Raw genomic sequence first — 12,251 nt, forward strand, 5'->3', positions numbered from 1 at the left:
AGGTTCAACCCCTTGTGAACAGGTATCATCAAACCGTCACGCAGCGCGTCAGCGCTGCACTGCCCAACCAGAAGAGACGCCCGGCAGGGCATCGATGATGGGCGGGAGCAACCCTCGGTTATTTCTGTGTATCATGCTCCAGCTCGCGGCGAACCCAATTGGCAAACGCTATGGCGCGGGGGCTTTCTTCGGCGCGCGGTGACAGAAGCAGATAATAGGCTTCGGGCATGGGTGCGCGATGGGCGAACGGGGCTACTAAACGACCTTGCGCAATCAGGTCACTGGCAATGGTGTCATGCGCCAGACACAGCCCTCCGCCAGCCATGGCTACGGACAAGCTGACCAAGTAGGTCGTCGAATAAGTGATTGCAGGATTTGCCCAATTTAGACCCTGTTCTTCAGCCCAACCCAGCCAATTCGACAGCAGGTTCGAGCAGTCAAAAAGCGGGTGTTGTTGCAGGTCTTCCAACGTCACGTGATAGCCCGGCGCACAGACTGGATAGTAGTGATCAGTTCTCAGTAATTCGGTTCGAACCGTATCTGACGGTCGTAGTGAATAACGGATTTCCACGGCGGCCCCTTCGGCCATTTCGCGCGGCTCCCAAAGCTCAGTAAAGATATTCAGCTGCACCTCGGGATGCTGTACCCGAAATTTCGGCAGTCTGGGCGCCAACCAATTCACGGCAAAGGTGATGTTGCTTTGAACCTGAACGGCGTTCTGCTGAGCGCCGGTCACGGCCTGAGTTCCACGTACGAGTGTCCGAAATGCCTCGCGCACCACTGGAAGATACGTGATGCCCGCTTCGGTCAGTTCCAACGCGCGTGGGCGACGCAAAAACAAAGGCTGGCCAAGGTACCCCTCCAAGGACTTGATCTGCTGGCTGACCGCGCTTTGCGTCATGTTCAGATCCCGGGCTGCGCCGGTAAAGGACAAGTGCCGCGCCGCCGCCTCGAACGTGCGGAGCCAACCCAGCGGGGGAAGTGGTTTCTGCATGTGTATAACCTTGCCATTAGTTCAGCTAATGGAATAGTTGCGTTTTTTTCGTTGGTCAATTTTTGATGCCGCAGGCACGATTTCCGAAAGTCCTCAGCTATCCGCAAAGGAGCCCGGAATGACTGTTACCAACCTGCGCGCCAATATCGACCACTGGGCCGAACGTGTTGATCTGGCTGCAACCTTTCGCTGGGTCGAGCGGCTGAACATGCACGAAGGTGTCGCCAACCATTTTAGTCTGGCGGTGAACCCGGAAGGCACCCAGTTCCTGATGAACCCGAACCAGATGCATTTTGCGCGAGTCAAAGCATCAAATCTGCTGCTGTTGGATGCCAATGACGCCGAGGTGATGAACCAACCCGGTGCCCCGGATCCGACGGCTTGGGGTCTGCATGGATCAATTCATCGTCACTGCCCGCACGCACGTTGCGTCATGCACGTGCATTCGATCTTTGCGACGGTCCTTGCATCGTTGGCGGATAGCACATTGCCGCCGATCGATCAGAATACGGCCACGTTCTACGACCGATACGTCGTGGATGAAGAGTTCGGAGGCCTCGCCTTTGAAAGCGAAGGTGAACGCTGTGCGTCGATGCTGTCGGACCCTAAGAAAAAGGTCATGATCATGGGCAATCACGGTGTTCTTGTGATCGGCAGTGACCCGGCAGATGCCTTTAACAGGCTTTATTATTTTGAACGCGCAGCGGAAACCTACATCCGCGCGCTGCAGACGGGACAACGATTGCGCGTGCTTTCGGAAGAGGTTGCCGAGAAGACCGCGCAAGAGTTGGAAGACTATCCTGATCAGGCCGAAGCACATCTGCGGGAGATCAAAGCCTTGCTGGATGACGAAGGCTCGGACTACGCCACCTGACCACTTCAACTGGGTAACCACCATGACCGACACGACTCAGAACCCCGAATCCGCCCGTTGGCACTATCACCCCGACGGCCCGGTAAGTTTAAACCCTTTGTTTAAATGGCCGCCGCGCCCCGCTGAAGTGCTGAAATGGTATAGCGGAGCGTGGCTGCAGATCACGGCATTGACCTTGTGCCTGTCTCTGGCCGTCATCGCCTATGCGTTCTTCTTTCCCTCGCTTGAAGCAATGCAAACCTTCGCGCCCGGGTGGATGTTTCGCATCTGGTTATTGAATATGGTGCCCCAGATTCTTGTCGCGGGTAGTCTGCATTGGTGGCTGTACATGCGAAAAGGACAGGGCATGTACAAAAAGTTCGACCGTCGCGACCTGACCCGCAACAATGGTACGTTCACATTCCGCAATCAGGTTCTGGACAATATCTGGTGGACGCTGGGCAGCGCGATGACCGTCGCAACCGTTTATCAGTGGATCATCTACTGGGCGATGGCGAATGGCTATGTGCCGACCATCACGTGGTCCGGCGCGCCGGTCTGGTTCGTTGTGTGGATGGTGTTTATCCCGATGTGGTCAGGTCTGCACTTTTACTGGGTGCACCGGCTGGAACATCACCCGAAGCTCTACAAATACGTGCATGCTGTGCATCATCGTAACGTGAACATTGGGCCTTGGTCGGGAATCTCGAACCACTGGTACGAGAACTTGCTGTATTTCACGACATATTTCATCCACCTGATCGTGCCGTCGCACCCGTTGCATGTACTGTTCCACGCCTACTTCCAGCAGATCAGCCCCGTGTTGTCTCATTCCGGGTTTGAAAAACTAAAGGCAGGGGATACGGATGCCGCTCGTGCCGGTGATTTTTTTCACCAACTTCACCACCGGTATTTTGAATGCAACTACGGCACCTCTGAAATCCCGTTCGACAAGTGGTTTGGCACATATCATGACGGATCGGCCGAGGCGACGACCCGGACAAGAGCGTACAAGAAACAGATGTATACCTAATCGGCCCGCAGCGCGCGCGGCGTGATCCCAAACTCGGCTTTGAAGGCGCGGGTCAGGGCGCTGGGGTCTTCATAGCCCGCGCGCAGGGCAACTTCACCGATGGTCAGGTCGGTTTCCGCCACGAGTTTGCGCGCAAGATTCAGGCGCAGGCGGCGATAGACCTGAGCAGGGCCTGCACCCAGTTCGCCTTGCATGCGTACAGACAAGGCTTTCTGCGACCGGCCCACCCGGTTTGCGATTTCAGATACGGGCAGGGGGATTTCAAGATGTTCCTGCATCAGGGCTAACGCTTTGTTCACGTAACCGCTGGTCGCACCTGCGCCTCCCTTGTGCGAACGCGCGGAATCGCGGGTCATAAACAGCTGCGAAACTTCGAGCGCCAAGGCCTGCCCCTGATCCCGCCCAATCAGGTGCAAGACCAGATCAAAGGCCGCCATTGCCCCGGAACAAGTGATGCGATTGCGGTCGACGACATAGCGCTCGCGCCGCGCATCGATATCGGGAAACCTCTCGGTGAATCCGGTCAGCTCTTCCCAGTGAATCGTGGCGCGATGGCCGTCCAGCAGCCCTGCCTGCGCCAAAAGCCAGCTGCCAGTGTCGAGGCCTACCAGCACTTTGAACCGCTGATCCGCAGAACGCAGACCCGAAAGGGTCCGCCACCCGCCATGCGCGCGGAATCCATAAGATGGCATGACCATCAGCATGTCCCCACTGGCGGTCTGGAGTGGGCGATGCGGCGCGACCTGCAGCCCGGAGGAGGATGTCACCGGATCACCCCCCAACGCAAGGAACTGCCAATCATACAATTTGCGACCAGCCAGAGTGTTTGCAGCCCGCAGCGGCTCGACCGTATTGGCCAGACAATGGTTCGAGAATCCGTCGAACAGAAGAACCCCGATTTGCTGCGGTGCAGAGGGTGATTTAGTCCATTCTTGCATGGTAAACTTCTATTTCTGCACGTTTCAAATGGCAAGCCGCGTCAGAATATGCCGCAACGCCAGATGTGGAGACGCCCGATGCAATATGGATTGTCCGACGAACAAGAGATGATCGTCTCTACGGTTCGCAGCTTTGTGGAAAACGAAATCTACCCGCATGAGGCGCTGGTCGAGCGCACCGGCGAAGTCCCGGAGGAGATCGCGGATGAGATCAAGCGCAAGACGATTGAGCTGGGTTTTTATGCCTGTAATTTTCCCGAAAGCGTCGGTTGTGCAGGGTTGAACCATCTGGAGTTCGCGCTGGTCGAACGTGAGCTGGGCCGCGGGTCCATGGCGCTGAATCACTTCTTCGGGCGTCCTCAGAACATCCTGATGGCGTGTGAGGGCGAGCAGGTCGAACGATACTTGATGCCCGCCGTGCGTGGCGAAAGGATGGACGCGCTGGCAATGACCGAACCCGGTGCCGGGTCAGATGTTCGTGGAATGAAGTGCGCCGCGGTGCGGGATGGCGGAGACTGGGTGGTCAATGGCACCAAGCATTTCATCTCGGGCGCGGAGCACGCGGATTTCATCATCGTTTTTATCGCGACCGGCGAGGATCAGACGCCAAAAGGCCCCAAAAAACGCATTACGGCGTTTCTGGTGGATCGCGGAACGCCCGGTTTCACCATCCGGGACGGGTACAAATCGGTCAGCCATCGCGGCTACAAGAACATGGTTCTTGATTTCGACGATTGCCGTCTGCCAGACGCTCAGGTTCTGGGTGAGGTTGATGGCGGGTTCGAGGTGATGAACACATGGCTTTATGCGACCCGTATCACGGTAGCCGCCATGTCCGTAGGTCGGGCGCGCCGGGCTTTCGACTATGCGCTGGATTATTCCGCCACGCGCGAACAATTCGGCCAGAAGATCGGCAAGTTTCAGGGCGTGTCCTTTCAGATCGCCGATATGATAACCGAAATCGATGCCGCAGACCTGTTGACCCTGGCCGCTGCGGATCGGTTGGACAAAGGCCTGCCCGCAAATCGCGAAATCGCCTCGGCCAAGCTCTATGCCTCGGAAATGCTGGCGCGGGTCACCGATGCTGCCATCCAGATCCACGGCGGCATGGGTCTGATGGACGATTACCCGCTTGAGCGGTTCTGGCGCGACGCGCGGGTCGAACGTATCTGGGACGGGACCAGCGAAATTCAGCGCCACATTATCAGTCGCGATCTTTTGAGGGCACTCGGTGCGTGATGGAGGGGGCTGCCTGATGTCTTCCCTGTCACGCGTTTTGCACCCCACATCCATCGCTGTGATTGGCGGCGGCGCCTGGTGCGTCTCAGTGATCGAACAGGCCCGGAAATTCGGGTTTCAGGGCGACATCTGGCCGGTCCACCCAAAAGCCGGTCAAATCGCGGGTCTGAGTGCCTTTGCACGCCTTGAGGACCTTCCAGCGGCCCCCGACGTAGCCTTTGTTGGCATCAACCGTCATGCAACGATCGAGACGATCGCGGTCCTTTCGGCCATGGGGGCCGGGGGTGCAGTGTGTTTTGCCTCGGGATTTACCGAAGCGCATGCCGAGGACGATCAGGGTGCAGATTTGCAGGTCCGTTTGGTGCAGGCCGCAGGCGAGATGCCGATCCTGGGGCCAAACTGTTATGGCTTCGTCAACGGGTTGGACCGCGCCGCTGTTTGGCCCGATCAGCACGGCATGCGACCGGTAGATCGCGGTGTGGCGATCCTGACGCAAAGTTCGAACATCGCAATCAACATGACAATGCAGCGCCGGGCCTTGCCGCTGGCCTTTATGCTGACCAGCGGAAATCAAGCGCAGACGCATCAGGCCGACATCGCCTCGGCCCTGTTGGATGATGACCGGATCACAGCGATTGGCGTCCATATCGAGGGGTTCGGTGACCTGCGTAAATGGGAGGCGCTGGCCAAAAAGGCGCGGGATCGTAACGTGCCGATTGTTGCGCTGAAAGTGGGCCGGTCCGCCCATGCACAGGCGGCGACAATTTCTCACACAGCATCATTGGCCGGAGGCGACGCGGGCGCGCAAGCGTTTCTGGATCGGCTCGGGATTGCGCGTTTGGATGACATTCCCAGTTTCCTGGAATGCCTCAAATTGCTGCACGTGACCGGGCGCTTGGACAGCAACGGTTTGGGGTCGATCAGTTGCTCAGGTGGTGAGGCAAGTCTGGCCGCGGACATGGCCGAGGGGCGCAATCTGCACTTCCCGCCGTTGTCGCAAGCACAAAAAGCTGATCTGCGCGATGCTCTGGGGCAGATGGTGGCCTTGGCGAACCCGCTGGATTATCACACCTATATCTGGCGGGACACGCAGGCTATGACACGGGCATGGTCCGCAATGATGAGCCCGAAACAGGCCCTGACTATGGCTATTCTCGACTATCCGCACACGGATGCGACGGATTGGGAATGCGCCACGCAGGCTGCTTTGAATTGTGTTGCTCAGACGGGGCGGCCATTTGCGGTAACAGCGACTCTGCCGGAGCTTTTGCCCGAAGACGTTGCACAGCGATTACTCGATGGCGGTGTTATCCCTTTTGCCGGATTGCATGAAGCGCTTGCGGCAATTGAGGCGGCCGCGCGGCCGCAAGCAACAGAGGCCGAACCGGTCCTGTTGCCCCGGGACACCGTTGCAGATCGTGTTCTGACCGAAGCAGAAGCCAAAAAGGCGCTGGCGGATTTCGGTGTGCGTGTACCGCTCAACGTTGTGGTACCGGCGGATCAGGCGAAACAAGCCTCTGCCGCGCTGACTGGTCCTTTTGCGATCAAGGGCGTCGGGCTAGCGCATAAATCGGAACATGCGGCCGTGCGCCTTGAAGTTCTCGCCGACGCTGTGGGCGAAGTCGCGGCGAATATCGGAACTGATGACGTCCTTATTGAGGAAATGGCTGTTGGTGGCGTGGCAGAATTGTTGGTCGGCGTGACCCGAGACCCTGCGCATGGGTTTGTTCTGACGCTGGGTGCAGGGGGTGTGTTGACTGAAATCTTGCGCGACACGGTTTCACTTTTGATCCCCTCCTCTCGCGACGCGGTGAAAGAGGCGCTGGGCAAATTGAACTGCGCCCCCTTGCTGGCGGGATATCGCGGCAAATCAGCGGCAGAGATTGAGGCGATCCTGGACGCTGTCGATGCGGTGCAGGCCTATGTCATTGCCAACGCATCCCATGTCAGCGAAGTTGAAATAAACCCACTGATCTGCACACCGAACCGTGCCATAGCGGTGGATGCTCTGATCCGAAAGGCAAGAATATGAACCCGGTCAAAACCAAGCGCGATGGCGCAATTCTGGAAGTCACGCTGGACCGTCCGAAAGCGAATGCAATTGATTTGGCGACCAGCCGTGTCATGGGCGAGGTGTTTCGCGATTTCCGTGATGATCCCGATTTGCGTGTTGCGATCTTGACCGGAGGTGGTGAGAAATTCTTTTGCCCCGGTTGGGACCTGAAGGCCGCAGCTGATGGCGATGCTGTGGATGGTGACTATGGCGTCGGTGGATTTGGCGGGCTGCAGGAACTGCGGGACATGAACAAGCCGGTGATTGCGGCGGTCAACGGGATTGCCTGCGGCGGCGGGCTGGAACTGGCCCTGAGCGCAGACATGATCATCGCGGCGGATCACGCCAGTTTTGCATTGCCGGAGATCCGGTCCGGCACAGTGGCAGATGCCGCCAGCGTCAAACTGCCCAAGCGCATCCCTTATCACGTGGCAATGGAACTGCTTTTGACCGGACGCTGGTTTGACCCCCAAGAGGCTAAGAACTGGGGATTGGTGAACGAAATCGTGTCAGGCGATCAACTGATGGATCGGGCATGGGAACTGGCGCGTCTTTTGGCCAGCGGACCGCCTTTGGTTTATGCCGCAATCAAAGAGATTGTACGGGATGCCGAAGATTCCAAGTTTCAGGATGCCATGAATCGGATTACCGGGCGGCAATTGCCAACAGTTGATACCCTCTATGGCTCTGAAGACAATCTGGAAGGCGCCCGCGCTTTTGCTGAAAAGCGTGATCCCGTGTGGAAAGGTCGATAGTCGGCCTAAGCGCGTTCAAACAGGGCTATCAGCGCTGTGTCATCTTTGTTGGGGCCAGATGCAAGATCGCCATAGATGCGAACTTCGGGCAGGGTCAGGTTTCGAATCCGGCCTTGGGCCAACCGGTGCAGGGCTTCGGCAAATCCCAGCTTTTCATAATGTTGGGCATTGATCGACAGGGCAAACTGAGCACCGGGGCGGGCCACACGCAGCAGCGCAGACAAAGCTTCTGGCCCAAGGTGGCCATGGGTGAACGTGCCGGATGAAACGATCCCGGAGTAGCTTTCGCGCGGCACCGGGATGCCTTCGTTCAGATCGGCCTCGATGGCGTCGCGGTAGATATCCTTGCGCATGGCCTGATCTAGCATCTCGGCGCTGATATCGGTGGCATCTATCGGCCCCACACCTAGCCGGGCCAGAACTGCACCGCACAAACCGGTGCCTGCACCTACATCAAGAACAGGCCCTTGCCCGCCTGCGCCGACAAAGGCGCGGGCGGTATGGATGTGCAGCTGATAGTCCTCGCGCGTGGCAAAGCCTTCATCGTAATCCCCGGCCCATTCAGCATAGAGACGCTTGTGGTCTTCCGGGGAATCCAGCGCGTAGGCGGCATGCAGATCTGGTGTTTTGTCACTCATACCCAAAAGAAAGGCGCATTGGGGGATTCGAATCAAGTATCCTTGGCAGAGTTCTTGCATCTGGCGAAATTGCGGATCATCTAAGAGCGTATGACAGGCACACTATTTTCCTTCGGTCACGGGTACTCGGCACAGGCCTTGTCCCGTCAGTTGCAACCCCATGGTTGGCGTATCTTGGGTACGACGCGTGATCCGGCCCAATCGCAGGTGGTCAAGGCATCCGGCGCAGAGCCGGTGATCTGGCCGGGGCAAGTGCCACAGCTGGATGGGGTGACGCATCTTTTGATCTCGGCTGCGCCAAACGCGGACGGAGATCCGGTTCTGGGTGCATTGGCGGATGAGATTGCGGAACGGGCTGCGCAATTCAAATGGGTTGGCTATCTTTCGACCACGGCCGTGTATGGCGATCATCAGGGCAACTGGGTCGACGAGGTCACTCCTGCGACGCCAACGGCGCAGCGCGGCAAATGGCGGGTGCAGGCGGAAGAGCAGTGGCAGAACATCCCCGGCTTGCCGACACACATCTTTCGCCTTGCGGGCATCTATGGTCCCGGTCGCGGGCCGTTTTCCAAGCTCAAGCGTGTTGGTATGCGGCGCATCATTAAGCCGGGGCAGGTCTTTTCCCGAATTCATGTCGCCGACATTGCACAGGTTCTTGCCGCGTCCATGTCCGCGCCCAATCCGGGGGCGATTTACAACGTATGTGATGATGAACCCGTTCCACCGCAGGATGTCATCGCCTATGCGGCCGAATTGCAGGGATTGTCATTGCCGCCCGAAGTACCCTTCGACGAGGCCGACATGACCCCCATGGCGCGCAGCTTTTACAATGAGAACAAGCGGGTCAGAAACGATCGGATCAAGGATGAGCTGGGTGTAAACCTGATGTATCCGAACTATAGGGTCGGATTGAGGTCGCTGATGACCGGTGACTGAGCTACCGGCCTGATTTCCGGCGATGCGCACCGGGTGCTTAGTGATAGTTTTTGGTTATCAAAACCATCCATAAAGAAAACTTATTTGCATGGTGCGAATTTGCTAGGTCTGGCGGCGACAAGACAAGAGTCGCCGATACCTTTGACAGAATGCGTGCAATCCAAGCCGCGCATCTAAAAGAGGTAAAAGTGTCATCTATATATGTTCTTGATCGCCCGCGTTTCTCACCGCGCGAACGAGCCGGATTTTAGCCAGGATTGGAGATCGACATGGACGGAAGTGATAACCCCAAAATGGGCGGATGCCCTGTAATGCACGGCGCAGGAACCCGGTCGAACCGGGATTGGTGGCCGAACCAGCTGAACCTTTCGATCCTACATCAGAACGCGCCCGCGTCGAACCCGCTGGGGCCTGATTTCGACTACGCTGAAGAATTTAAGAAGCTGGACATGAAGGCGCTGAAAGAAGACCTGTACGCGCTGATGACCGATTCTCAGGATTGGTGGCCTGCCGACTATGGTCATTACGGCGGTCTGTTCATCCGGATGGCCTGGCACAGCGCCGGTACATATCGCACGGCGGATGGCCGTGGCGGTGCCTCGACCGGGAACCAGCGCTTTGCGCCACTGAACAGCTGGCCGGATAACGGCAACCTTGATAAGGCGCGCCGTCTGCTGTGGCCGATCAAGCAGAAATACGGCAACCAGATTTCCTGGGCCGACCTGATGATCCTTGCCGGCAATTGCGCCATTGAATCCATGGGCGGCAAAACATTTGGCTTTGCTGGTGGTCGCGCGGATATCTGGGCGCCAGAAGAAGACATCTATTGGGGTTCCGAAACTGAGTGGCTTGCCCCCACCGACAACCCGCACAGCCGGTACACTGGTGAGCGCGACATGGAAAACCCGCTGGCTGCCGTTCAGATGGGTCTGATCTATGTGAACCCAGAAGGTCCGGATGGTGAACCAAACGTGCTGGCCTCGGGCCGTGATATCCGCGACACCTTTGGCCGGATGGCGATGAATGACGAAGAAACCGTCGCACTGGTTGCTGGTGGTCACACCTTTGGTAAGGCGCACGGCGCGGGCGATCCTGATCTGGTCGGCCCCGAACCCGAAGCGGCACCGATCGAAGAGATGGGCCTTGGCTGGATCAACAAGTTCGGTTCGGGCGTCGGTGACGATACCACGACCTCGGGTATCGAGGGCGCATGGACCGCAAACCCGATCAAATGGGACAACGGATACTTTGACCTGCTGTTCGGATACGAGTGGAACCTGACCAAAAGCCCCGCAGGCGCATGGATATGGGAACCAATCGGCGTCAAAGAAGAAGACATGGCCCCAGCGGCCGGTGATCCGACCAAGAAGGTCAAAACCATGATGACCACCGCCGACATGGCGATGCGCATGGATCCGATCTATGGCCCGATCTCGAAACGCTTCCACGAGAACCCGGAAGAGTTCGCAGATGCCTTCGCGCGCGCCTGGTTCAAACTGACTCACCGCGACATGGGTCCGCGTTCGAACTACATCGGTTCGGAAGCCCCGACCGAGGAGTTGATCTGGCAGGACAACGTGCCTGCGGTGGATCACGACCTGGTTGATGATGCCGATGTAGCGGATTTGAAAGCCAAGATCGCTGCATCCGGTCTGTCGGTGTCCGAGCTGATCTCGACCGCATGGGCCTCGGCCTCGACCTTCCGCGGGTCGGACAAGCGGGGCGGTGCCAACGGCGCCCGTATCCGTCTTGCGCCTCAGAAGGATTGGGACGTCAACGAGCCAATGAAACTGTCCAAGGCGCTGGATGCGCTGACAGGCGTTCAAGAGGCGTTCAACGGCGCGCAGTCAGGCAACAAGAAAGTGTCGCTGGCCGACCTGATCGTTCTGGCCGGTGCCGTCGGCATCGAGCAGGCTGCCAAAGCTGACGGTCAGGATGTCGAGGTTCCGTTCACCCCGGGCCGCACCGATGCATCGCAAGAGCAGACCGATGTGGACAGTGTCGCAGTGCTGGAACCCGCAGCAGACGGTTTCCGCAACTACCAAAAGGCCGACTACACCGTCTCGCCCGAAGAGTTGCTGGTCGATCGCGCACAATTGTTGACCTTGTCCGCACCAGAGATGACGGCACTTGTCGGCGGCCTGCGAGTTCTTGGTGCCAATTTCGGTGACGCCAAGCATGGGGTGTTCACGGATCGTGTGGGTGTACTCAGCAATGACTTCTTCACCAACATTCTGGATATGGACACCGAGTGGAAACCGGCCGGCAAGGGCGTCTATGAAGGTCGTGACCGCGCCAGCGGTGAGGTCAAATGGACTGGTACACGCGTCGATCTGGTCTTCGGATCCAACTCGCAACTGCGGGCGCTTGCTGAGGTCTACGGTCAGACGGGTGCCGAGGGTAAATTCGTCTGTGACTTTGTCTCGGCCTGGAACAAGGTGATGAACGCGGATCGATTTGATCTGAAGTAAACCGACGATCATAGCAGAGGTAGCGCCGCCCGAGGGGACTCGGGCGGCGTTTTCTTTGGGTCGAGTCCCGCGGGCATACCAAGCATTGGGTACGATTCCGCCCAAAGCCTTGACTAACCCGCGCGTCACGCATCGCCCAGCCCTGTTTCTTACCCAAATTATTAAGCTAACTTATTGTTTTCATTAACATGGGAGAGTTTCTGCAGAGAAATGTGAAGTTTTTTCAAAATGGGGGTTGCAGGTCCCAGACCTAATCCGTAAATACCCCTTCACCGGCGCTGCTGAGGCGGTGCTGACGGGTCGGAGAGACGGCCGGACGCATCGGAGAGACGGTGGAGACG

At 57.9% G+C, this 12,251-nt stretch carries 10 protein-coding genes; 7 read left to right on the plus strand and 3 right to left on the minus strand.

The features are described 5' to 3' along the window. Positions 1 to 118: 118 nt before the first annotated feature. Positions 119 to 994 (minus strand): LysR substrate-binding domain-containing protein, encoded by an 876-nt coding sequence (locus AC2FJC_RS21325; protein WP_496741466.1) that lies wholly within the window; start codon positions 992 to 994, stop codon positions 119 to 121. Positions 995 to 1,112: 118 nt separating this feature from the next. Between AC2FJC_RS21325 and AC2FJC_RS21330 the strand changes: the two genes are divergently transcribed. Both AC2FJC_RS21330 and AC2FJC_RS21335 read left to right on the plus strand, forming a co-directional pair. Beyond that, the gene (locus AC2FJC_RS21330; RefSeq protein WP_496741468.1) at positions 1,113 to 1,868 is read left to right on the plus strand and encodes a class II aldolase and adducin N-terminal domain-containing protein; all 756 of its coding nucleotides are present in this window, start codon (positions 1,113 to 1,115) and stop codon (positions 1,866 to 1,868) included. Positions 1,869 to 1,890: 22 nt separating this feature from the next. Further along, positions 1,891 to 2,880: a sterol desaturase family protein gene (locus AC2FJC_RS21335; RefSeq protein WP_496741470.1), complete on the plus strand. Its 990-nt coding sequence runs from the start codon at positions 1,891 to 1,893 to the stop codon at positions 2,878 to 2,880. Here AC2FJC_RS21335 and AC2FJC_RS21340 read toward each other — a convergent pair. After that, entirely contained in the window at positions 2,877 to 3,818 is a 942-nt protein-coding gene (locus AC2FJC_RS21340; RefSeq protein ID WP_496741471.1) for a GlxA family transcriptional regulator, read from the minus strand. The genes AC2FJC_RS21335 and AC2FJC_RS21340 overlap by 4 nt on opposite strands. Positions 3,819 to 3,896: 78 nt before the next feature. Here AC2FJC_RS21340 and AC2FJC_RS21345 point away from each other — a divergent pair, with 78 nt between their 5' ends. The 3 genes from AC2FJC_RS21345 to AC2FJC_RS21355 are packed head-to-tail and all read left to right on the plus strand — an operon-like array spanning position 3,897 to position 7,865. Beyond that, the gene (locus AC2FJC_RS21345; protein WP_109313076.1) at positions 3,897 to 5,057 is read left to right on the plus strand and encodes an acyl-CoA dehydrogenase family protein; all 1,161 of its coding nucleotides are present in this window, start codon (positions 3,897 to 3,899) and stop codon (positions 5,055 to 5,057) included. 16 nt (positions 5,058 to 5,073) lie between these two features. Continuing rightward, complete coding sequence (locus AC2FJC_RS21350; protein ID WP_496741473.1) at positions 5,074 to 7,089, plus strand: acetate--CoA ligase family protein; 2,016 nt, start codon at positions 5,074 to 5,076, stop codon at positions 7,087 to 7,089. Further along, entirely contained in the window at positions 7,086 to 7,865 is a 780-nt protein-coding gene (locus AC2FJC_RS21355; protein ID WP_170563803.1) for a carnitinyl-CoA dehydratase, read from the plus strand. The genes AC2FJC_RS21350 and AC2FJC_RS21355 overlap by 4 nt, the downstream gene beginning before the upstream one ends. A 5-nt stretch (positions 7,866 to 7,870) precedes the next feature. Here the strand turns inward: AC2FJC_RS21355 and AC2FJC_RS21360 are convergent, their stop codons facing one another. Continuing rightward, a complete protein-coding gene (locus AC2FJC_RS21360) occupies positions 7,871 to 8,503 on the minus strand; it encodes a class I SAM-dependent DNA methyltransferase (protein WP_496741475.1) in 633 nt (210 codons plus the stop codon). Positions 8,504 to 8,593: 90 nt separating this feature from the next. Here AC2FJC_RS21360 and AC2FJC_RS21365 point away from each other — a divergent pair, with 90 nt between their 5' ends. Further along, complete coding sequence (locus AC2FJC_RS21365; protein WP_496741477.1) at positions 8,594 to 9,439, plus strand: SDR family oxidoreductase; 846 nt, start codon at positions 8,594 to 8,596, stop codon at positions 9,437 to 9,439. Between the two features lie 269 nt (positions 9,440 to 9,708). After that, positions 9,709 to 11,910 carry a catalase/peroxidase HPI gene (gene katG / locus AC2FJC_RS21370; RefSeq protein WP_496741478.1) on the plus strand — a complete coding sequence of 734 codons (2,202 nt, stop codon included), beginning with the start codon at positions 9,709 to 9,711 and terminating at the stop codon, positions 11,908 to 11,910. Positions 11,911 to 12,251 lie beyond the last annotated feature (341 nt).

This window comes from Ruegeria sp. CDSB117 (assembly GCF_059611005.1).